General features: G+C 71.3%; 22 protein-coding genes. 12 read left to right on the forward strand and 10 right to left on the reverse strand.

The window, feature by feature from the left end; translation table 11 throughout:
* Positions 1 to 2 precede the first annotated feature (2 nt).
* Complete coding sequence (locus EDC36_RS06000; RefSeq protein ID WP_132962347.1) at positions 3 to 413, forward strand: rhodanese-like domain-containing protein; 411 nt, start codon at positions 3 to 5, stop codon at positions 411 to 413.
* The gene (gene recQ / locus EDC36_RS06005; RefSeq protein ID WP_243646492.1) at positions 410 to 2,341 is read left to right on the forward strand and encodes a DNA helicase RecQ; all 1,932 of its coding nucleotides are present in this window, start codon (positions 410 to 412) and stop codon (positions 2,339 to 2,341) included. Before EDC36_RS06000 ends, recQ begins: the two co-directional genes overlap by 4 nt.
* Positions 2,342 to 2,490: 149 nt before the next feature.
* On the opposite strand, the gene EDC36_RS13175 is transcribed toward recQ, so the two are convergent.
* Positions 2,491 to 2,682, reverse strand: coding sequence for a hypothetical protein (locus EDC36_RS13175; RefSeq protein ID WP_165902824.1), 192 nt, complete (start codon positions 2,680 to 2,682; stop codon positions 2,491 to 2,493).
* On the opposite strand from EDC36_RS13175, the gene EDC36_RS06010 reads away from it, so the two are divergent.
* On the forward strand, positions 2,681 to 3,571 hold the full coding sequence (locus tag EDC36_RS06010; RefSeq protein WP_165902825.1) for a dipeptidase: 891 nt from the start codon (positions 2,681 to 2,683) through the stop codon (positions 3,569 to 3,571). The two genes, EDC36_RS13175 and EDC36_RS06010, sit on opposite strands and share 2 nt — an antisense overlap.
* Here EDC36_RS06010 and EDC36_RS06015 read toward each other — a convergent pair.
* From EDC36_RS06015 to EDC36_RS06030, 4 genes are all read right to left on the reverse strand, one after another.
* Positions 3,568 to 4,347, reverse strand: coding sequence for a ChaN family lipoprotein (locus EDC36_RS06015; protein ID WP_165902826.1), 780 nt, complete (start codon positions 4,345 to 4,347; stop codon positions 3,568 to 3,570). The two genes, EDC36_RS06010 and EDC36_RS06015, sit on opposite strands and share 4 nt — an antisense overlap.
* A 208-nt stretch (positions 4,348 to 4,555) precedes the next feature.
* The gene (locus EDC36_RS06020; RefSeq protein WP_132962350.1) at positions 4,556 to 4,846 is read right to left on the reverse strand and encodes a BTH_I0359 family protein; all 291 of its coding nucleotides are present in this window, start codon (positions 4,844 to 4,846) and stop codon (positions 4,556 to 4,558) included.
* Between the two features lie 107 nt (positions 4,847 to 4,953).
* Positions 4,954 to 6,021 carry a DUF3108 domain-containing protein gene (locus EDC36_RS06025; RefSeq protein ID WP_132962351.1) on the reverse strand — a complete coding sequence of 356 codons (1,068 nt, stop codon included), beginning with the start codon at positions 6,019 to 6,021 and terminating at the stop codon, positions 4,954 to 4,956.
* 11 nt (positions 6,022 to 6,032) lie between these two features.
* Positions 6,033 to 6,416 carry a TraR/DksA family transcriptional regulator gene (locus tag EDC36_RS06030; protein WP_132962352.1) on the reverse strand — a complete coding sequence of 128 codons (384 nt, stop codon included), beginning with the start codon at positions 6,414 to 6,416 and terminating at the stop codon, positions 6,033 to 6,035.
* Between the two features lie 164 nt (positions 6,417 to 6,580).
* On the opposite strand from EDC36_RS06030, the gene EDC36_RS06035 reads away from it, so the two are divergent.
* From EDC36_RS06035 to ftsH, 5 genes are all read left to right on the forward strand, one after another.
* Entirely contained in the window at positions 6,581 to 7,234 is a 654-nt protein-coding gene (locus EDC36_RS06035) for a PhaM family polyhydroxyalkanoate granule multifunctional regulatory protein (protein ID WP_132962353.1), read from the forward strand.
* Positions 7,231 to 8,487 carry an FIST signal transduction protein gene (locus EDC36_RS06040; RefSeq protein ID WP_132962354.1) on the forward strand — a complete coding sequence of 419 codons (1,257 nt, stop codon included), beginning with the start codon at positions 7,231 to 7,233 and terminating at the stop codon, positions 8,485 to 8,487. Before EDC36_RS06035 ends, EDC36_RS06040 begins: the two co-directional genes overlap by 4 nt.
* Positions 8,488 to 8,572: 85 nt before the next feature.
* Positions 8,573 to 9,538, forward strand: coding sequence for a DnaJ C-terminal domain-containing protein (locus tag EDC36_RS06045; RefSeq protein WP_132962355.1), 966 nt, complete (start codon positions 8,573 to 8,575; stop codon positions 9,536 to 9,538).
* Position 9,539: 1 nt separating this feature from the next.
* Positions 9,540 to 9,842, forward strand: coding sequence for a MerR family transcriptional regulator (locus EDC36_RS06050; protein WP_132962356.1), 303 nt, complete (start codon positions 9,540 to 9,542; stop codon positions 9,840 to 9,842).
* Between the two features lie 66 nt (positions 9,843 to 9,908).
* On the forward strand, positions 9,909 to 11,756 hold the full coding sequence (gene ftsH / locus EDC36_RS06055; protein ID WP_132962357.1) for an ATP-dependent zinc metalloprotease FtsH: 1,848 nt from the start codon (positions 9,909 to 9,911) through the stop codon (positions 11,754 to 11,756).
* Here ftsH and tgt read toward each other — a convergent pair.
* The 3 genes from tgt to queA form a co-directional block, all read right to left on the reverse strand.
* Positions 11,753 to 12,937 carry a tRNA guanosine(34) transglycosylase Tgt gene (gene tgt, locus EDC36_RS06060; protein WP_132962358.1) on the reverse strand — a complete coding sequence of 395 codons (1,185 nt, stop codon included), beginning with the start codon at positions 12,935 to 12,937 and terminating at the stop codon, positions 11,753 to 11,755. The two genes, ftsH and tgt, sit on opposite strands and share 4 nt — an antisense overlap.
* 57 nt (positions 12,938 to 12,994) lie before the next feature.
* On the reverse strand, positions 12,995 to 13,219 hold the full coding sequence (locus EDC36_RS06065) for a putative motility protein (RefSeq protein WP_132962359.1): 225 nt from the start codon (positions 13,217 to 13,219) through the stop codon (positions 12,995 to 12,997).
* Between the two features lie 88 nt (positions 13,220 to 13,307).
* Positions 13,308 to 14,372, reverse strand: a complete 1,065-nt coding sequence (queA, locus tag EDC36_RS06070; RefSeq protein ID WP_132962360.1) for a tRNA preQ1(34) S-adenosylmethionine ribosyltransferase-isomerase QueA — start codon at positions 14,370 to 14,372, stop codon at positions 13,308 to 13,310.
* Positions 14,373 to 14,497: 125 nt separating this feature from the next.
* Here queA and EDC36_RS06075 point away from each other — a divergent pair, with 125 nt between their 5' ends.
* From EDC36_RS06075 to ubiA, 4 genes are read left to right on the forward strand one after another with little or no spacing between them, the layout of a single operon-like run.
* A complete protein-coding gene (locus EDC36_RS06075; RefSeq protein ID WP_132962361.1) occupies positions 14,498 to 15,547 on the forward strand; it encodes a GGDEF domain-containing protein in 1,050 nt (349 codons plus the stop codon).
* Positions 15,548 to 15,594: 47 nt separating this feature from the next.
* Positions 15,595 to 17,754: an ATP-dependent DNA helicase RecG gene (gene recG, locus EDC36_RS06080; RefSeq protein WP_132962362.1), complete on the forward strand. Its 2,160-nt coding sequence runs from the start codon at positions 15,595 to 15,597 to the stop codon at positions 17,752 to 17,754.
* Positions 17,755 to 17,806: 52 nt separating this feature from the next.
* Entirely contained in the window at positions 17,807 to 18,760 is a 954-nt protein-coding gene (locus tag EDC36_RS06085) for a hydrogen peroxide-inducible genes activator (RefSeq protein ID WP_132962363.1), read from the forward strand.
* A 5-nt stretch (positions 18,761 to 18,765) separates the two neighbouring features.
* Positions 18,766 to 19,665, forward strand: coding sequence for a 4-hydroxybenzoate octaprenyltransferase (ubiA, locus tag EDC36_RS06090; RefSeq protein ID WP_132962364.1), 900 nt, complete (start codon positions 18,766 to 18,768; stop codon positions 19,663 to 19,665).
* Positions 19,666 to 19,680: 15 nt separating this feature from the next.
* Here ubiA and proC read toward each other — a convergent pair whose 3' ends face one another.
* Both proC and EDC36_RS06100 read right to left on the reverse strand, forming a co-directional pair.
* Positions 19,681 to 20,514 (reverse strand): pyrroline-5-carboxylate reductase, encoded by an 834-nt coding sequence (gene proC / locus EDC36_RS06095; RefSeq protein ID WP_132962365.1) that lies wholly within the window; start codon positions 20,512 to 20,514, stop codon positions 19,681 to 19,683.
* Positions 20,507 to 21,355 carry a MurR/RpiR family transcriptional regulator gene (locus tag EDC36_RS06100; protein ID WP_132962366.1) on the reverse strand — a complete coding sequence of 283 codons (849 nt, stop codon included), beginning with the start codon at positions 21,353 to 21,355 and terminating at the stop codon, positions 20,507 to 20,509. Before EDC36_RS06100 ends, proC begins: the two co-directional genes overlap by 8 nt.
* Positions 21,356 to 21,380 lie beyond the last annotated feature (25 nt).

Consider the following 21,380-nt stretch of genomic DNA (forward strand, 5'->3'; position numbering starts at 1 on the left):
CGATGAAGCACCTGCAACCCCGTGAGGCGTGGGCCTGGCTGCAAGCGCAGGCTGACGCCCCACCCGAGCAGCGCCCGCTGTTTGTCGACGTGCGCATGGAGATCGAGTCGCTCTACGTGGGGCGACCGCCGGGGGTGGTCAACATCCCCTGGTACGAATACCCCGACCTGACGCCCGACCCGCAAGGCTTTGCGCGCAAGGTGCTGGAGGAAGCCGGCAGCCACACGCGCCCGATCCTGCTGATCTGCCGCAGCGGCAAGCGCACGCTGGACGCGGGCGCGGCGCTGGAGGCGGCGGGCTTCACCGACGTGGCGCACGTGGTGCACGGGTTCGAAGGCGAGCTGGACGAGCACTTCCACCGCTCCACGCGCAACGGCTGGCGTTTCGAGGGGTTGCCCTGGGAACAGATGTGAGCGCGCTCACGCCCGCACAGGCGCTGCAGGCAGGCCGCGCCGTGCTGGCCGAGGTGTTCGGCTACACCGACTTCCGGGGGTTGCAGGCCGACGTGGTGGCCCACGTGGCCGCCGGTGGCGACGCGCTGGTGCTGATGCCCACCGGGGGCGGCAAGTCGTTGTGCTACCAGATCCCGGCCATCGTGCGCCAACGCGCGGGGCTGGGGGTGACCGTCGTCGTGTCGCCGCTGATCGCGCTGATGCACGACCAGGTGGGGGCGCTGCGCGAGGCCGGGGTGGAGGCCGCGTACCTCAACTCCACCCTCACCCCCGCGCAGGCCGCCGAGGTCGAGCAGCGCCTGGTGCGTGGCGAACTGACGCTGCTGTACGCGGCGCCGGAACGTTTGGTCACCCCGCGCTTTGTTGCCCGGTTGCAGGCGCTGCACGCGGCGGGGCGGCTGGCGCTGTTGGCCATTGACGAGGCGCACTGCGTCAGCCAGTGGGGGCACGACTTTCGGCCCGAATACCGTGAGCTGGCGGTGTTGGCCGAGCGGCTGCCCGGTGTGCCGCGCGTGGCGCTGACGGCCACCGCCGACGCGCTGACCCGGGCCGACATCGTGGCGCACCTGCACCTGCAGCAAGCGCGCACCTTCGTGGCGAGTTTCGACCGGCCCAACATCCGCTACACCATCGTCGAAAAGCGCGACACGCTGCGCCAGTTGCTGCGCTTCATCGGCGACGAGCACACCCTGCCCGACGGTCGCCACGACAGCGGCATCGTTTACTGCGCCTCGCGCCGCAAGGTCGAAGCGGTGGCCGCGCGGCTGCAGGCGGCGGGTTTGCAGGCGCTGCCCTACCACGCCGGGCTGGACGCCGCCACGCGCCAGCGCCACCAGGACCGTTTCGTGCGCGACGACGGCCTCATCATGGTGGCCACGATCGCCTTTGGCATGGGCATCGACAAGCCCGACGTGCGCTTCGTGGCCCACGTGGACCTGCCCAAGAACATCGAGGGCTACTACCAGGAGACCGGGCGTGCTGGCCGCGACGGCGAGCCGGCCAACGCCTGGATGGCCTACGGGCTGGGCGACGTGGTGCAGCAGCGCCGCCTGATCGACGACAGCGCCGCCAGCGACGACTTCAAGCGCGTGCTGCGCGGCAAGTTGGACGCGCTGCTGGCGCTGGCCGAGTCCACCACCTGCCGCCGCCAGCAGCTGCTGGCCTACTTTGGCGAGGCCAGCAGCCCGTGCGGCAACTGCGACAACTGCTTGGCGCCGCCCCAGACCTGGGACGCTACCGAAGCCGCACGCAAGCTGCTGTCGTGCATCTACCGCCTGCAACAAACCGGGCAGGCGTGGGGGGCGGGGCACGTCATCGACGTGTTGCGCGGGCAGGCCACAGACAAGGTGCGCCAGCACGGCCACGAACGGCTGTCGACGTGGGCGATCGGGCGCGAGCTGGACGAGACCGAGTGGCGCCGCGTGCTGCGCCAACTGGTGGCGTTGGGGGCGGTGCAGGTGGCGGGCGAGTTTCACACCCTGTATCTGACCGCCGCGGCGCGGCTCATCTTGCGCGGTGAGCAGCCGGTGCGGCTGCGGGTGGCCGCGGCGCCCAGCGGGGCAGGCCGTGGGCGCGCCACCCGGCAGGCACGGGCGCTGGCCAGCGAGGCACGCTTGCCGCTGCAGGCGCGCGAGGCGCTGGCGGCGCTCAAGCGCTGGCGTGCCGAGGTGGCGCGCGAGCATGATCTGCCCGCCTACGTCATCTTCCACGACGCCACACTGCTGGCGCTGGCCGAGCGCTCGCCCACCACGATGGCGGAACTCAAAGGCATCCCCGGCCTGGGCGAGAAAAAGCGCCAGGCTTACGGGCAGGCCGTGCTGCGCGTGCTGGCCGACGTGCGCGCTGCTCACACGCCGGTGGCGGGTGTGGCCGCAGAGGGTTGGGGTTAGCCCTGATTGCGAGCCTGGCGCGTGGCGCTGTAAACCAACGCCGCGGCGCGTCAGGGTGCAGCAGCCGCATGGGGGTGTGAAATGGGGGCGCAGGAACACGACGCAACCCGTGTCGAGCAAGCATCGGATCCGTTGCGGCAGCCGCCTGGTCAGTCTAGGCGCTGGGCGTTGGTGGGGTGCTCGCGGCGCAGCGTGTTGGGTTGGGCGGCGGCCTGTGCAGCACCCTTGCCCGTGGCATGGGCGCAGTCGCCAGCGCCGGTGTTGCCGCTGGCCGACTGCCACAGCCACATGGGGCTTTTCGGTCCGACACGCACGCCCACCTTCAGTCCCGACCGCTTCATGGCGGAGGGACATGTCAAGCTGGTGGCCTGGAAGTGGGTGCCCGATCTGGACTGGATTCGCCGTGGACCCGACGGTCAACTGTTGCCACCGCCGATGCCCCCCGACCCCGATCGGATGTGGGCCAACACCGAAGCTGGTTTGCAGCGCATGGTGCAGGCCGCCGAGCAGGCAGGCGTCAACATCGCGCGCACCGCCGCCGACGTGGACGCCGCTGCGGCGGGGCGCACGGCGGTTGTGTTGGCCAGCGAGGGGTGCGACTTTGTCGACGCGGAGCTGCAGCGCATTGATCTGGTGTACCGCCTGGGTGTACGTCATTTACAGGTCGTGCACTACACACCCAATCCACTGTCGGACGTGCAGTCCCGCCCCGAGCAGCACGGTGGGCTTACCCCATTGGGCAAGGAGTTGATTGCCCGCTGCAACCGCCTTGGTATCTTGGTTGACTTGGCCCATATGACGCCCTCGGCCGCATTGACCGCGGCGCAACACTCCAAGCGGCCTGTGGTGTGGTCCCACAGCGCGTTGCGCGCGGGGCGCAACATGGCGTGGCGCGGTGACCGCTTGCTGCCGGTTGAGACGGCCCGTGCCATTGCTGAGCGTGGGGGCGTTGTCGGGTTGTGGACGTTTGACCAAACAGCGGGTCATCGCCTGAGTGGTTATGTCCGTCTGGTGATGGAGACCGTGGAGCTGCTGGGCGAAGATCACGTGGCGTTTGGCACCGACATGTCTGGGTTGCGTAACTGGACGGTGATCAACCACTATGGCGACTTGGCCAAGGCGGTGGAAGAGCTGGTGGCCGCGGGCATGCCCGAACGCGTCCTGCGCAAAGTGGCATTCGAAAACTACGCACGCGTGTTGCGCACCGCCATGGAGCCTGTTGCAAGCTAGCTGCGCAGCGCCGCGCAGTGGTCCACCGGTGGCACAGGGTCGGTGAGCCACAGGGCGTCGTAAGCCGGGTCAGGGGTGGCGTCGTGGCTGGCGCGCAGCTCCACGCTGATGAGTTGCGGTGCCGGCAGGGGGCGCCCGAGCAGCCGGGCCAGGTGCAGCGGCACGCCACGGTCGCGGCGCGCGTGCTGCGCACCGGTCAGCAGCAGCACCGTCCGTGTGGGGTGTTGCCACGCCAGCAGGGTGGCGGCCATGGCGTCGTCGCGGGCAATTTGGATGCGCGCCATGGCCGGCCACTGGTTGGCGGGCAGTTGATGGCAATGGCCCTCGTCGATGGCGCGCAGCAGCGCCCGGTGCTGGTCGGGGGGCAGGCGGTCGTCCCAGCGCGGGTCGTGCATGACGGCGGCATGCTGCTGGCGCGGCAGGTTGCCACCGACCACCGGCACGCCCGCGCGCACGCCGGCCATGACCAGCGCGCCATAGCGTTCCCAAGGCCAGCCACGCGTGTTCCAGCGCAGGGCCGCTCGGGTGTCGGCTTCGGTGGCGTCTGGGCCCAGGTGGGTGGTTTGTGTGCCGCGCTCGGCCATTTCCAGCACGATGGCGGCCAGCGTACCTTGCGCAGCCAGCGCCGTCACCACCGCGGCGTGCAGTTGCTGGTGCTGCGCGGCGTCGTGCTGCTCGCCCAGCAGCAACCAGCGCGGTTGCCCGAGGTTTTGCAGGCGCGCCTGGACCCAGGCGGGCAGCCGATGGGCCTCGGCGGGGGCCGTGTCGGCCCCCATCGTTGGCAAGGCTGCCGGCGCACGTCCACCCATGCTGCCTGCGGCGGCCGCACCGATCCACCGCAACGCCGTGCGGCGCGGGGTACGCAGCGCCAGCCCGAGGCTCAGCACAGGGCCCCCCCGTGCGCCAGCCAAGGTTGGGCGGTGGGTGGGCAGGCCATCGGGGGGTGCATCGGTGCCGCCGGGTTGTGGTGTGACGGTTCGGCTCTCAGTGCACCACCACCGGGGTCTGGGCCAGTGTCGCGTAGCGCTCCAGTGCTTCTTCGACCTCTTCCTGGGTCGGGTGCTCGCGCTGCCAGGCTTCGATCTGGCGCTGGAACAGCTCGGCCCACGAGCCGTCCAGGTACACCTCCTTACCGGAGCGCTTGTCCACGATTTCGAAACCGTGGCGCGGCAGCACCGGTCCGGTGGATTCGCCGCTGGCAGCGCTGGCCACCTCCTGCGCGTTGGCCAGGATGTGGACCACCGCAAAGCTGTCGGAGTTGTAGAGCATCTGCATGGCGTAACTGTCCTCGAAACGCGTTGACCCTGCAAGCGTCCGTCCTAACACCGGGGCCGCGCTGGGTCCGGGGATTCGACCCGGATATCAGGGCGCGAGCCGGTTTTTCAAGGGGACGCGCTTTGCAGTCGACCGCTTTGTAGGCTTTGATCGATGCGTTGACCGTCGGTTTCCTGCAGCAGCACACGCACCGGCAGCACGCCCCACGCCGGGGCGTACCACAGGGTCACACCGAGGGCGCGACCGCCGTCGACCACACGCTGCACGCGCACGGCGCGCAGCGTGCCCACCGGCAGCTCCAGCGTCTCGTGCTCCCCTGCCACAAAGGTCCAGGTTTGCACCTCACCCAGGCCGACCACCGGCACCACCAGCCGCGCGCCGGGTGGCGGTTGCAGCAGCGTCACCCACGCCCCCAGTTGCATGAACATGCTCAAGCGGTCTTGGGCCCCGCTGGGCAGCGGGGACAGGGTGCGGCCGTCTTCGCGCTGCGCTTGGCCGGGCTCGTGCGGCGAGGCCCAGGTCAGCCGCAGGGTGCGCGTGCGTTTGCCTTGGTCGGCGTACTCGGCAGGGCGCAGGCCCGCCGGTGTGATGTCCCCCGCGCTGCGCTGGCTGCGCTGCGCCCACAGCGCGCCCAAGGTGAGCGTTGCGCTGTAGTGGGGGCCTTCGGCTTGCCACTGCAACGTGGCGCGGGCGCCGAGGCCCAGACCGCGCATCTCCGCACGAACGTCGTAGTGCAGCTCCGCGCTGCGCGGCCAAACGTCGGGGGGGATGGCCCAAGGCGTCGGGGGGCGGGTCTCCGCCGTGGCCGGCGCGGCGCTGGCCGGCCTGTCGTCGGAGGGGGGTGCAGCGCTGGCCGTGACCGTCGGCTCAGGCGGGGCGGCCACCGCCTCGGCCGGCGCCGATGGCTCGGTAGGGCTGGCCGCGTCCGGCGCTGGCGGCTCGGGCGGCTCCATCGTCGGGTCGGGCGACGTGGCCGCCGCAGGCGGCGCGGCACCCGCAGGCGTCGCGGGGGCGCGCGCCGCGCTCGTCCCCCGGGCGCGGGCGGGGGCTTGGGTGGGCGTGGCGTCGGCGGTCGCTGGCACCGTCCAGGCCGCCAGCACGCCGGCGTCCGTCGGCCGCGGCGGCGCGGGTTGCAGCGCCCACCCCCCCAGCACCACGGCGTGGGCGGCCGCCACGGCCAGCGCCGTCAAAGCGACGGTGCGGCGGTGGGATGCTCGCGTTCGTAGCGTTGTTGGCATGCCAGGCAGCGCAGCGTCGTGGGGGCGGCGTGCAGCCGTGCGGCAGGGATTTCGGCGCCGCAGTCCACGCACAACCCGAAGGTGCCGTCGGCGATGCGCTGCAGCGCCGCGTCGATGTCGCGCAGCGCCGCGGTTTCGCGCTCGTCCAGCGCCTGCTCCAGGTCGCGCTCGCTGTCGAACTGGTTCCAGTCGCCGCTTTGCACCTCGTGGGGGTCGGGGGCGGCCTGGGCGCGCCCCACCTTGCCACCGCGGCGCTGGCGCAGGTGGGCGATGAGGTCGGCGCGCATCTGTTGCAGTTGCTGGGCGAACGTGTCCGAAATGGCTTGGGTCATGGTCATGGGCTCCTGGGCAGCCCGTTGCGGGCGCATGGTTGGCATTGTGCGGGCAAAGCGTATCCCCGCCAAGGCCAAGGCGGTGCCTGCACGGACGACGCTTGATCCGTGTCAAGCCAACTGTGGCATGCTACGGATGTCACACCAACCCCAGGAGGCTGGCCATGAACCAACCCGACCCCGGCGCGTGGGCCCAGGCCTGGGCGCCGTTTGCGCGCCTGTTTCCCGGCATGCCGGGGTGGCCCGCAGCGGCCCCGGCCCAAGCGGCCGACGCTGGCACGCCTGCGCCGCCTTGGGCCGGGTGGGTGGCGCCGGTGCTGGACGTGGATGAACTGGACCGACGCATCCGCGACCTGCAGGCCGTGCACTTTTGGTTGGAACAAAACGCCCGCGCGCTGCAGGCCACGATTCAGGCGCTGCAAGTGCAGCGCATGACGTTGGCGGCGCTGCGCTCGATGAACGTCGGTTGGCAGACGATGGCGCAGGCCGGCGCCACCGCGGCGGCCCGGGGTGCTGCGGCCGCAGCGCCCCCCGCAGAGGCGCCCGCCGCGGGCTCGGCGCCCTTGGCCGGGGCCGCAGCCGACGCTGCGCCGGCCGGCGGCGTGGCACCGGACTTCGATCCGGTGCGCTGGTGGCGGGCGCTGAGCGAGCAGTTTCAGACGATCGCCCAGCAGACGGTGGCCGACGCGGCGCGCGGCGTGGCAACGTCTGCGCCGAACCCGGCCCCGAACGCTCAAGGGGCGTCGGCGCCGCCGCCAGCCGCCCCAGCCGCGGCGCGTCGCGCGGGCCGTCGCGCACCGCCCCCCCAACGTCCATGAAACGGTTTGTGCATGCCCACGCCACCCACCCGCAGTGGTCGGTGGCCACCGCGCAGGTGGTGGCGCAGTTGCGTGCGCAGATGGCGGCCCACCCCGACCGGCGCTGGCCGCTGGGTCTGCTGTACCTGACCGACCACTACGCCGCCCACGCGCGCGAACTGCTGGCCAGCTTGAGCGCCGAGCTGCCCCAGGTGACCGACTGGGCCGGGGCGGTGGCCCTGGGCATTGCCGCCCAAGGGGTGGAGTACATCGACGAGCCCGCGCTCAGCGTCATGCTGTGCGACCTGGCGCCGACGCGCTACCGGGTGTTCCATGGGCTGGCGCCGCTGCCGGCGGTGCGCGGACCGGATGGCTTTGTGCCACAGACGGCGTTGGTGCACGCCGACCCCGCGACGCCGGAGTTGCCGGAGCTGGTGCGCGAGCTGGCCGAGCGCACCGTGGGGCATTTTGTGTTCGGGGGGTTGGTGGCCAGCCGTGCCGGGGCGGTGCAAATCGCGCGCAGCAGCCGCGGGGGGCTGGCCGGGCACGGCCACGCCGCGGCCGAAGGCGTGTGGGAGGGTGGCTTGAGCGGCGTGGCCTGGGCGCCCGACGTGGGCATCGTGGCGCGGGTGACCCAGGGCGTGCGGGCGATCACGCCGCTGCGGCGCGTGACCGGCGTGCACGGCCACCGGGTCGAGGCGCTGGATGGCGAGCCGGCGCTGGACGTGGTGCTGCGCGACCTGGGGTTGCCCGCGCACGACCTGGGGGCGATCGTGGCGCGGCTGCGCGGCACGTTGGTGGGCTGGATCGCGCCGGCTGCGGACCGTGTCCCCGACCCACCTGTGCCCGGGCGGGTGCCGCTGCGCTTGGGGGAGGACGTGTTGGTGCGGCATCTGGTGGGCATCGACCCGGCGCAGCGTGCCCTGGTGGTGGCCGATGAGCTGCCGCCCGGCGCGGGCTGGATGCTGTGCGAGCGCCACGTGCACGCGGCGCGTGCGGACCTGCTGCGCATCGGGGCCGAGGTGCGCGAGGCGCTGGCGGGCGAGTCGGATGCCGACCCCTTGCAGCGTGTGGCCGGCGCGGTGTACGTCAGTTGCAACGGGCGCGGTGGCCCGCACTTTGGCGGCGCCAGCGCCGAGCTGCAACTGCTGCGCCAGGCCCTGGGCGACGTGCCGTTGGTGGGCTTTTTTGCCGCCGGCGAGATCGCGCACCACCGGCTGTACGGTTACACCGGCGTGCTGACGGTGTTTGTGGCCGACGCCGACGAGCGCTGACGACGCAGGGCGTGCTGGGGTTGAAACGGCGCGGCGCCACCCCACTTGACGTTGCAGTGCATCCCCGACGCACAAAGGAGCTGAGGTGGAGTTCAAAGACTATTACGCGGTGCTGGGCGTGGCGCGCGACGCCAGCGCCGACGACATCAAGCGGGCCTACCGCAAGCTGGCGCGCAAGTACCATCCGGACGTCAGCAAGGAGCCGGACGCGGCGCAGCGCATGAGCGAGGTCAACGAGGCCTACGCCGTGCTGTCCGACCCGGACAAGCGCGCGGCCTACGATCGCCTGGCGCAGGGGCGTCGCGCTGGGCAGACGTTCACCCCGCCGCCGGACTGGGACGCTGGCTTTGAATTTCACGGCGCGCCCGAAGGCATGGACGCGGCCGAGTTCAGCGACTTTTTCAGTGAACTGTTCGGGCGGATGGCCCGCGCGCGGGCCGCGGGGCGCCACACCGCGCGCGGGCACGGGCTGCGCGGCGAGGACCATCACGCCAAGGTGGTGTTGGATCTGGAGCAGGCTTGGCGTGGCGGCACGCACACGCTGACGCTGCAGGCGCCCGAGCTGGACGAACGCGGCCACGTCGTGCTGCGCAACCGCACGCTGCAGGTCAACATCCCGGCCGGCGTGCGGCCGGGGCAACTGATCCGTCTGGCCGGCCAGGGTGGCCCGGGCGAGCCGCCGGGCGACCTGTACCTGGAGGTGGCCATCCGCCCGCACCCGCGCTACCGGCTGGACGGCAAAACGCTCATCACCGAGCTGCCGCTGGCCCCGTGGGAAGCGGCGCTGGGCGCGGTGGTGCCGGTCACGCTGCCGGATGGCAGCACGCTCAAGGTGCGCGTGCCCGCAGGCAGCCAGTCGGGGCAGACGCTGACCGTGCGTGGCAAGGGGCTGCCGGCGCGCGAGCCCGGCGACCTGGAGCTGCAGCTGCGCGTCATCCTGCCCAGCGCGTACGACCCGCGGGCGCGCGCGCTGTACGAAAAAATGGCCGCCGAGCTGACCGACTTCGACGCCCGAAAAGTGGCCGCGGCCGAAGCCGAAAGGAGCCATTGAGATGGAGCTCAACGTCATTCGCGTGGAGGTGGTCGGCGAGGCCACGGACGCCCAGGCCCTGTGCCGCGCGGCGGGGGTGCCGTGGGCCTGGTGGCAGGCCGCCGCCCAGGCGGGGTTGGTGCCGGCCGCCGACACCGACGAGCCTTTGGACGCCGCCGCGTTGCAGCGCGTGCGGCGCTGGGCCTGGTTGCAGCGCCACTTCGACGCCGACCCCGAGCTGGCCGCGCTGGTGGTGCAGCTCGAAGCCGAAATCGAGCGCTTGCGGGCGCGGCTGCGCCGTGCGGGCGCCGCGCTGGACATCTGAACCCATAAGACCCCGGCCTGCCGAGCAGGCGGCGGGGCCGGGCCTGCCGAAGGAGCCCCGTGGACCATGAAACCCGACCCGAAAACCTCGTGGAATGTCGGCTACTGGGTGCTGGCGCTGACGTTGCTGCTGTGGATGCAAAACCTGTGGCAGACCGCGCGCACCGTGGAGCCGGTGCCCTACAGCGCCTTTGAGCAGGCGTTGGCCGAAGGCAAGGTGGCTGAAGTCATCGTCGGCGAAACCACGATCACCGGCCGCCTCAAGTCCCCGGAGCCAGGCGGCAAAACGGTCATCGTGGCCAACCGTGTCGAGCCGCAACTGGCCGAGCGGCTCAGCCGCTACGACGTGCCCTACACCCGCGTGGTGGAAAACACCTGGGTGCGTGACATCCTGTCGTGGGTGGTGCCAGCGCTGGTGTTTTTTGCGCTGTGGTTTTTTGTCGTGCGCAAGGTGTTGGAGCGCCAGGGCGTGGGTGGTTTCATGAACATCGGCAAAAGCCGCGCCAAGGTTTACGTGGAAAACGACACCGGGGTGACCTTCGCGGACGTGGCCGGTGTGGACGAAGCCAAGGCTGAATTGCAGGAGATCGTGGCCTTCCTCAAAGACCCGCAGGGCTATGGCCGGCTGGGGGCGCGCGCGCCCAAGGGCGTGCTGCTGGTGGGGCCGCCCGGCACCGGCAAGACCTTGCTGGCCAAGGCCGTGGCCGGCGAGGCGGGTGTGCCGTTTTTCAGCATCAGCGGCAGCGAATTCGTCGAAATGTTCGTCGGTGTGGGCGCGGCGCGCGTGCGCGACCTGTTCGAGCAGGCGCGCGCCAAGGCGCCGGCCATCATCTTCATCGACGAGCTCGACGCGCTGGGGCGGGCGCGCGGTGCGGCTGGGCCCGTCGGTGGCCACGACGAGCGCGAGCAAACCCTCAACCAGCTGCTGGTGGAGCTCGACGGCTTTGACAGCGGCACGGGGTTGGTGCTGCTGGCCGCGACCAACCGGCCTGAGATCCTGGACCCCGCGCTGCTGCGCGCCGGCCGCTTCGACCGCCAGGTGCTGGTGGACCGCCCGGACAAGGCCGGTCGCGTGCAAATCCTGCGCGTGCACGCGCGCAAAATCAAGCTGGCCCCGGATGTGGACCTGGAGCAGATTGCGGCGCTGACGCCCGGGTTTTCGGGCGCGGACCTGGCCAACCTGTGCAACGAAGCGGCGCTGGCGGCCACCCGCCGTGGCGCCGACGCGGTGACGCTGGCCGACTTCACCGCCGCCATCGAGCGCATCGTCGCGGGGCTGGAAAAGAAAAACCGCCTGCTCAACCCGCGCGAGCGCGAAATCGTCGCGTACCACGAAATGGGCCACGCGTTGGTGGCGCTGGCGCTGCCCGGCACCGACCCGGTGCACAAGGTTTCCATCATCCCGCGTGGCATCGGGGCCTTGGGCTACACCATCCAGCGCCCCACCGAGGATCGCTACCTGATGACGCGCGAGGAGTTGCAGCGCAAAATCATGGTGCTGCTGGGCGGGCGCGCCGCCGAAAAGCTCGTCTTCGGTCACCTGTCCACCGGCGCGGCCGATGACATCGCCAAGGTCACCGACATCGCGCGCGACATGGTGATGCGCTACGGCATGGAGGAGTCGCTGGGCTACATCGCCTACGAAGCGCAGCGCACGCCGTTCCTCGACGTGCCGGGCCTGAGCAGCGGCGGCTGCCCGCGCAGCCCCGAGACGCAAGCGCGCATCGACGAGGCGGTGCGGCGCATCGTGATGGACGCGTTCGAGCAGGCCACCGCCCTCTTGCAGCGCCACCGCGACGTGCTGGAGCGCGGCGCGCGCGAGCTGCTGGCGCGCGAAACGCTGGACGAAGCGGCGCTGGCCGAGCTGACCGCCGAGGTGCGCGCGCACGCCGCCGCGCACACGCCGAACCCCTAAACGCCCTGGCTGCGCTCGGCGGCGAAGCGCCGCCGAAAGTCCGCGTAGCAGCCCGCGTCCAGGGCGGCGCGGATCTCGCGCATCAGGTTCAGGTAGTGGTGCAGGTTGTGGATCGTGGCCAGCATCGGCCCCAGCATCTCGCCGCAGCGGTCCAGGTGGTGCAGGTACGCGCGCGAAAAACCCTCACGGCCGCCGTCGTTCCAACTCACGCCGCAGGTGCCCGCGCAGGCGTAACACGTGCAACTCGGGTCGATGGGCAGGGGGTCGGTTTTGTAGCGCGCGTTGCGGATCTTGAGGTCGCCGTAGCGCGTGAAGTAGGTGCCGTTGCGTGCGTTGCGCGTGGGCATCACGCAGTCGAACATGTCCACGCCGCAGGCCACGCCTTCCACCAGGTCCTCCGGCGTGCCCACGCCCATCAGGTAGCGCGGCTTGTTGGCCGGCAAGCGGTGCGGCGTGTGCGCCATGATGCGGCGCATCTCCTCTTTGGGCTCGCCCACGCTCACGCCTCCGATGGCGTAGCCGGGGAAGTCCATCTCCACCAGCGCTTCCAGCGACGCTTGCCGCAGGTGTTCGAACATGCCGCCCTGCACAATGCCAAACAGCGCGTTGGGGTTGCCCAGCCGTTCGAACTCGGCCTTGCAGCGGCGCGCCCAGCGCAGGCTCAGCTCCATGCTGGCGCGCGCCTCGGCCTCGGTGGTGACGTGGCCGCTGGCCTTGTCCCCCTGCCAGTACGGCGTGCACTCGTCCAACTGCATCACGATGTCGCTGCCCAGCACGGTCTGGATTTGGATGCTGACCTCGGGCGACATGAACAGTTTGTCGCCGTTGACGGGCGACGCGAAGTGCACCCCTTCCTCGGTGATTTTGCGCATCGCCCCCAGCGACCAGACCTGAAAGCCGCCCGAGTCGGTCAGGATCGGCTTGTGCCACTGTTCGAACGCGTGCAAGCCGCCGAAAGCCCGTATCACGTCCAGCCCAGGCCGCATCCACAGATGGAAGGTGTTGCCCAGGATGATTTGCGCGCCCATCTCGTGCAGGCTGCGCGGCGTGACACCTTTGACCGTGCCGTAGGTGCCCACGGGCATAAAGATGGGCGTTTCAACCACGCCGTGGTTGAGGGTGAGCCGCCCGCGGCGGGCGTGGCTGGTGGGGTCGGTGGTCAGGACGTCGAAGCGCAACATCCCCGCATTGTCCCCGATGCGCGGGGCACGCAGGCCGGCCGGCGGGGCACGCCGACCTTAGGCCATCACGTTGAGCTGGGTGCCCAACGGCCCCTGGGTGGCCAGCGGCAGGTCGCCCGTCGGGGCGGGCGCGGGCTGGGGCAGCGCCTGCAACAACGCCAAGGCCCCCTGCTGCTGCACCTGCAGGGCTTTGCGCAGCGCCAGCACCTGCGCCGCGCCCGGTGTGTCGGACACAGCCGTGGCTGCCTGCGAAACGAACGAGGGGGTGGAGGCGATGTTCATCACGGCTGCCATCGTAGTACGTTACGGCGCGGCGCGCAAGCGCTGGGGCCCCCTCGCGCCGACCGCGCACCACCCGGCCGGTGTGCGCTCAGCGCTGCGCGCGCTGCAACAGCATCGCGTCGCCGTAGCTGAAAAAGCGGTAGCGCTGCTGCACGGCGTGGCGGTACAGCGCCATGATGCGCTCGTAGCCGGCGAAGGCGCTGACCAGCATCATCAGCGTGCTGCGCGGCAGGTGGAAGTTGGTGATCAGCAGGTCCACCACGCGGAAGCTGAACCCAGGGGTGATGAAGATGTCGGTGTCACCCTCGGTTTGGCCGGTGGCGGCCCAGCTTTCCAGCGTGCGCACGGTGGTGGTGCCCACCGCGACGATGCGTCCGCCCTGGCGGCGTGTCTGCTCCAGCGCGGCCAGCGTCTCGGGCGGGATGCGGTACCACTCGCTGTGCATGCGGTGCTGGGTGATGTCGTCCACCTTGACCGGCTGGAAGGTGCCCGCACCGACGTGCAGGGTGACCGCGGCGCGGCGCACCCCGCGCGCCTCCAGCGCGGCCAGCACGGCCTCGTCAAAATGCAGCGCGGCGGTGGGGGCGGCCACCGCGCCGGGGTGCTTGGCGAACACCGTCTGGTAGCGCTGCTCGTCGTCGGCGGTGTCGGGGTGGTCGATGTACGGCGGCAGCGGCACGTGACCGTGGCGCTGCATCAGCGTGTAGGGGTCGTCGGAAAAACGCAGCCGAAACAGCGGCCCATCCGCCTCGGGCCAGCGCCCCAGCAGCGTGGCGGTGAACGCGGGCTGGCCGTCGGGCTGTGGCGCCATGCGCAGCACGGTGCCCACGGCGGGCTTTTTGCTGACCTTCATGTGCGCCACGACCTCGCCGTCGGGCAGCACGCGCTCGACCAGCACCTCCAGCCTGCCGCCGGTGGGCTTGGCGCCAAACAGCCGCGCCTTGATGACCTGGGTGTCGTTGAACACGAGCAAATCCCCGGGCTGCAACAGCTCGGGCAACTGGCGGAAAATGCGGTCGGCCGGGGGCCAGCCGCGGCCGTCGAGCAGCCGGGACGCGCTGCGCTCGGGCGCGGGGTGCTGAGCGATCAGTTCGGCTGGCAGTTCGAAGTCAAAGTCGGCGGTGCGCCACGTGGGAGGAGTGGGGTTGGTCATGGGGCTTGAGGACCGGACGGATCCGTACCAAGGGAAAACGCCAAGGCGCCATTGTCGCCCAGCGCGGGTCAATCACGCTACCATCACAACAAACGAACGTTCGTGCCGGCCGAGGAGACCGTCCCATGCCACCTTTTGATGACAGGCATGCACCGCCATCGGTGCTGCCCACCGGGGGTGTGCACACGCTGTGGCAGCGCGTGCGCGGCGACTACACGCTGGGCGTGCTGGTGTTGGGGGTGATCGTCACGGTGGTGTGGCTGCTGCCGTTCGCGGTGTACCGGGCTTGGCAGGGCAATTGGGTGGCCATGGCCAACGACCTGGCGTTGTCCGCGCTGCTCAGCGGCGCGGCGGGGTACGCCTGGCGCAGCGGCGACACCCGGCGCGCGGGGTGGGTGGTGGGGCTGGCCATCGTGGGCGGCATCTGGGCCATCGGGTGGGCGGCGCGGTTTGCGGCCTTGTTTTGGACCTACCCCGGCGTGCTGATGCTGTTTTTTCTGGTGCCGCCGGCGGCAGCCATCGTGCTGGGCTTGGCCGCCATCGCCGGGGCGGCGGCGCTGTCGTGGAACGAGCTGGGCGGCCACGAGGGGCTGCCGTTTTTTATCTTCACCGCCTCGCTGACGGCGTTGCTGGGCTACGTGGTGGCCCAGCAGGCGCAGCAGCACATTCGCGGCTGGCGCACGTTGAGTCTGCTCGACGCCCTCACGGGGGTGGGCAACCGACGGCTGCTGGAGCTGGAGCTGGCGCAGGCGGGCGGGGCCTTGGGCACACTCGTGGTGGTGGACCTGGACCACTTCAAGGCCATCAACGACCGTCTGGGCCACGACGAGGGCGACGCCGTGCTGCGCCGTTTTGCCGACGCGACGCGCGGTGTGCTGCGCAAGAGCGACCGTCTGTACCGGTTGGGGGGCGAGGAATTCGTGCTGTGGTTGCCGCAGGGCGAGCCGCAGGCGGTGCAAGCGTTGTTGCAACGCCTGCGCGTCCGGGTGGCCGAGGACGTGCGCGCCGGTGGCCAGCCGGTGACGTTCTCAGCCGGGGTGGCGGTGCATGCGGCCGGCGAGCCGTGGCAGGCCTGCCTGGCGCGCGCCGACGCCGCGCTGTACGAAGCCAAGCGCGGCGGGCGCGACCGCGCGGCGTGGGCGTCGCCCGGCCCTGGGGCGCCAGCCCGCGCATGACGGGCCGCCCGCCGTGCCGCGCGTGCCGGCGATGCTAGCATCGCCCCATGCCGCGCCCCGCCGCCGCCTCGCCCGAGTCCCCCTGCCCGGCTGGCCCGCCGGCGGCGCGCGCGCCCGTCAGCGCCGCGCAGCGCGCCCTGCAGCGCTTAGGGCTGACCGACGACACCGCGCTGGTGCTGCACCTGCCGTTGCGCTACGAGGACCTGACCCGCGTCACCCCGCTGGGGCAGGCCCGCGACGGCGACGAGGCGCTGGTGGAGGGGGTGGTGCTGAGCTGCGAGGTGCTGGCGCGCCCGCGGCGCCAGTTGGTGGCCGTGGTGCAGGGCGACGATGGCGCGCGCGTGACGCTGCGCTTTTTTACCTTTTACCCCACGCACCGGCAGCGGCTCGCGCTCGGGGCGCGGGTGCGGGCGCACGGCGAGCTGCGCGGCGGCTGGGCCGGCTGGAGCATGGTGCACCCGCGCCTGCTGGCGCCCGATGCGCCTTTGCCGACCGGCTTGACGCCGGTGTACCCCACCACCGCCGGCTTGCCCCAGGCGTACCTGCGCGCCGCCATCCAGCGGGCGCTGGCGCGCCTGGCGTGGGACGACACGGTGCCTGCGGCCGCGCTGGCCGAGCTGCCCGGTGTCCACGGACGGGCTTGGACGCTGCCGCAAGCGCTGCGTGTGCTGCACCAGCCGCCGCCTGACGTCGAGCGCGACGCGCTGCAGCAGCGCACCCATCCCGCCTGGCGGCGCCTGGCGGCCGAGGAGTTGCTGGCGCAGCAGTTGGCGCAGTGGCAGGCGCGCCAGCAGCGCGCGGCGCTGCGCGCCCCCGTGCTGCGTGCGGCGCCCGACGGCGGGCTGCCGGCCAGGTTGCAGGCGGCGTTGCCGTTCGCGTTGACCGGGGCGCAGCGGCGTGTGGTGGCCGAGATCGCCGCCGACCTGGCCCGCGCCCACCCGATGCACCGCTTGCTGCAGGGGGACGTGGGCAGCGGCAAAACCGTGGTGGCCGCGCTGGCCGCCGCCACCGCCATCGACGCGGGCTGGCAGTGCGCCTTGATGGCGCCGACCGAAATCCTGGCCGAGCAGCACTTTGGCAAGTTGGTGCAGTGGCTTGAGCCGCTGCTGCAACCGTCGGGCCGCAGCGTGGCGTGGCTGACCGGGGCGCAGCCGCGTGCGCAGCGCCAGGCCATGCTGCAGGCGATCGCGCAAGGCCAGGCGGCGCTGGTGGTGGGCACGCACGCCGTCATCCAGCAGCAGGTGGTGTTCCAACGCCTGGGGCTGGCCATTGTGGACGAGCAACACCGCTTCGGCGTCGAGCAGCGGTTGGCGCTGCGTGGCAAAGCGGGGGCGCAGGCGGTGGGGCTGGAGCCGCACTTGCTGATGATGAGCGCCACGCCCATCCCGCGCACGCTGGCCATGACCGCGTTTGGCGACGTCGATGTCTCGACGCTGGACGAACTGCCCCCCGGGCGCACGCCGGTGGTCACCAAGCTGCTGGCCGACACGCGGCGTGCGCAGGTCATTGAGCGCATCCGCGCCCAGGTGGCGCAGGGGCGCCAGGTGTACTGGGTGTGCCCGCTGGTCGAGGAAAGCGAAGCGCTGGACTTGCGCGCGGCCACCGCCACGCACGCCGAATTGACCGCCGCGTTGCACGGGGCGTTGGACGCCCAAGGGCGCCCGGTGCGGGTGGGGCTGTTGCACGCCCGCTTGCCCACCGCCGAAAAAAAGGCCGTGATGGCCGCCTTCGCGCGCGGCGAGCTGGCGGTGCTGGTGGCCACCACGGTCATCGAAGTTGGGGTGGATGTGCCCAACGCGACGCTGATGGTGGTCGAGCACGCCGAGCGCTTTGGGCTGAGCCAGTTGCACCAGTTGCGCGGCCGCGTCGGGCGGGGATCGCTGGCGGCGGCGTGCGTGCTGCTGTACAGTCCGGGCGAGGCGGGGCGCTTGGGCGAGGCCGCGCGCGAGCGGCTGCGCGCCATGGTCGAGACGCACGATGGCTTTGAGATCGCGCGGCGCGACCTCGCGATTCGCGGCCCGGGCGAGTTTTTGGGCGCGCGCCAGTCGGGTCTGCCGATGCTGCGCTTTGCCGACCTGCAGCGCGACGCCGACCTGATCGAGTGGGCGCAGCGCTGGGCGCCGTGGATGTGGGCGCACGCGCCGACCCAGGCGCAGCGGCACGTGCAGCGCTGGCTCGGGGCAAAATTGGACTACCTGAAAGCCTGAGAGGGGTCGTGGGCTGCCCCACCGACGGAGGTAGCCCCCTATGGGACGATCGATGACACTGACCGAACTCAAATACATCGTCGCCGTGGCGCGCGAACGGCACTTCGGCCGGGCGGCCGAGGCGTGCTTCGTGTCGCAACCCACGCTGTCGGTGGCGGTCAAAAAGCTCGAGGAGGAGCTGGAGGTCAAAATCTTCGAGCGCAGCGCCGCTGAAGTGACCGTCACGCCGCTGGGGCAGGAGATCGTGCGCCAAGCGCAGGTGGTGCTGGAGCAGGCCGCGGCGATCAAGGAAATCGCCAAGCGCGGCAAAGACCCGTTGGCCGGCCCGCTGCGGCTGGGGTTGATTTACACCATCGCGCCCTACCTGCTGCCCGACCTCGTCAAGCAAGTCATCGAGCGTGCGCGGCAAATGCCGCTGATCCTGCAAGAAAACTTCACCGTCAAGCTGCTGGAGCAGTTGCGCCTGGGCGAGATCGACGCCGCCATCCTGGCCGAGCCGTTTCCCGACACCAACCTGGCGGTGGCGCCGCTGTACGACGAGCCGTTCGTGGCCGCCGTGCCGCGTGACCACCCGTTGGCGGCGCGCGACTCGGTGACGGTGGACGACCTCAAGCGCGAAACGATGCTGCTGCTGGGCAACGGGCACTGCTTTCGCGACCACGTGCTGCAGGTGTGTCCGGAGTTTGCGCGCTTTTCCGACCACAGCGAGGGCATCCAAAAAAGCTTCGAAGGCTCGTCGCTGGAGACCATCAAGCACATGGTCGCCGCCGGCATGGGGGTGACGCTGGTGCCACGCCTGTCGGTGCCCAAGGGCGCGCTGGAGGGCGCGGGCGCCCCTGCCGAGGGCGACGCCGGCTATGTGCGCTACCTGCCGCTGGCCGGCGAGCCGCCGACGCGCCGCGTGGTGCTGGCCTGGCGGCGCAGCTTCACCCGCTACGAGGCCATCGCCGCGTTGCGCAACGCCGTTTACGCCTGCGAACTGCCAGGCTGCCGCCGCCTGACCTGATGAGCATGAACGCGACCCTGCACCCCCTGCCGCCCGCGTGGCGCACGCGGCTGGCGTTGTACCTGGACCTGATCCGCTGGGACCGGCCCGCGGGTTGGTTGCTGCTGTTGTGGCCGACCCTCAGCGCGCTGTGGCTGTCCGCGGGGGGATGGCCGGGGTGGCACCTGTTGCTGGTGTTCGTGGGCGGCACCATCCTGATGCGCAGCGCCGGCTGCTGTGTCAACGACGTGGCCGACCGCGACTTCGACCGCCACGTCAAGCGCACCGCCCAGCGCCCGGTGACGAGTGGTCGCCTCAGCGTGCGCGAGGCGCTGCTGGTGGGGGCGGCGTTGGCGCTGCTGGCGTTCGCGCTGGTGTTGACGACCCGCCCGGCCGCGGTGGCGTGGTCGTTCGCCGCGCTGGCCGTGGCGGTGTTCTACCCCTACACGAAGCGCTTTTTTGCCATGCCGCAGGCGGTGCTGGGCGTGGCGTTCAGCTTTGGCATCCCGATGGCGTTTGCCGCCGTGCGCGGCGAGGTGCCGGCGCTGGCGTGGGCCTTGCTCGTGGCCAACCTGTTTTGGGTGCTGGCCTACGACACCGAGTACGCGATGGTGGACCGCGACGACGACCTGCGCATTGGCATTCGCACCTCGGCCATCACGCTGGGCCGCTGGGATGTGGCGGCGGTGCTGGCGTTTTACGTGCTGCACCTGGTGCTGTGGACGTGGCTGGTGTGGCCGCTGGCGGGCGGGCCGTGGCTGGCGGCCGGGGTGGCGCTGGCGGCCGCGCAGGTGGTGTGGCACGCGTGGCTGATCCGCCACCGTACACGCGAGGGGTGTTTTGCGGCGTTTCGCCACAACCACTGGCTGGGTGCCAGCCTGTTTGCCGGGGTGGTGCTGCAGCTCGCGCTGGGCGGGGCGGCGTAGCGCCTGCCCCGACCCTCAGCGGCCAAACGCGTCGGCCAGCTCGGCGGCGCGCCGCTGGGCGGCTTGCAACGCCTGCACGAACGCGCCACGCACGTCGTGCGCGTGCAGCACCTCCAGCGCTGCGGCGGTGGTGCCGCCTTTGGAGGTGACACGCTCGCGCAGCGTCTCGGGCGGCTCACCGGCGTCGCGCGCCAGCCGCGCCGCGCCGGCGAAGGTGGCGGTGGCCAGCCGCAGCGCCTGCTCGGCGCTCAAGCCCATGGCCACGCCGGCGTCGCGCATCGCCTCCAGCAGGTAAAACACGTACGCCGGCCCCGAGCCGGACAGGGCGGTGACCGCGTCCAGCAGCGCTTCGTCTTCCACCCACAGGAATTCGCCCGTCAGCGCCAGCACCGCTTCGGCCAGCGCACGGTCGTCGCCGCTGACCGACGGGGTGGCGTACAGCCCGGTCATGCCCAAGCCCACCAGCGCCGGCGTGTTGGGCATGGCGCGCACGATGCGCGCGCTGCCGCTCCACGCCGCGATGCTGGCGCAGCGGATGCCCGCGGCCACGCTCAGGTGCAGCGCGTCACCCAAGTACGGCGCCGCCGCTTGGGCGGCCTCGCGAAACTGCTGCGGCTTGATGGCCCACACCACCAACGCCGCGCGGTGCAGCGCCGGGCCGGGCTCGGCCAGCGTCGTCACGCCCCAGCGCTCGCGCAGGCGCTGGCGCGCCTCAACCCCGGGATCGACGACGGTGATCTGGTGCGCCACGTGCCCGGCGCGCACCAAGGCGCCGACGATGGCGTTGGCCATGTTGCCGCCGCCGATGAACGCCAGCGGCAGCATGGGATCGATGGTGTGTTCAGGCATAACGTTTGCTGCTGATTTGCGCTTTGACGGCTTTGAGCATCGGCTGCACCAGCGCCGTGCCCATGCGCAGCGCCAGCGCGGTCACCAAGATGTCCACCAACACCAGGTGGATCAGGCGCGACAGCATCGGCATGTCCTGGTCGTAACGTTCGGCGTGGTCGGCGGGCAGGTGGATGTCGGCGGTCAGCGCCAGCGGGCTGCGCGTGCGGGTGATGGCGATGGTGAGCGCGCCGTTTTTGCGCGCCACGTCGGTGGCGTCGATGAGGTCGCGCGTGCGGCCGGAGTTGGACACGACCAGCACGACGTCGCCCGGCTTGAGCAGCGCGGCGCTCATCACCTGCAGGTGGCCGTCGGCAAACGCGCGGCAGTTGACACCCAGCCGAAACAGCTTGTGCTGCGCGTCCAGCGCCACGACGCCGGAGTTGCCCACGCCGTAGATTTCGATGCGGTGGCGGCCACGCCAGGCCTGCTCCAGCGCGTCGACCGCCTTGCGCAGCGTGGTGGGTGAGAGGTCGTTGCGAAATTGGAGCAGCGCCGCCACCGTGTTGTCGATGACCTTGACGGCGACCTCGGGCACGTCGTCGCCCTCGTCGACGCTGCGGTGGATGTAGGGCACGCCTTCGCTGACGGTGCCGGCAAGCTTCAGCTTGAAGTCGGTCAGGCCGTCGTAGCCCAGGCTGCGGCAAAAGCGCAGCACGGTCGGCTTGCTCACGCCCGCCATGGCCGCCAGTTCCCCCACCGGCAGCTTGGCAAAGCGCCGCGGGTCGTCCAGCACCAGCCGCGCGACGCGCTGTTCGGCCGCGGGCAACGAGGGCAGGCAGGCTTGGATACGTTCGAGCATGGTGCGAAGTATCCACCAATCGGCG

It is taken from the genome of Tepidimonas ignava (genome assembly GCF_004342625.1).
Lineage (GTDB): Bacteria > Pseudomonadota > Gammaproteobacteria > Burkholderiales > Burkholderiaceae_C > Tepidimonas > Tepidimonas ignava.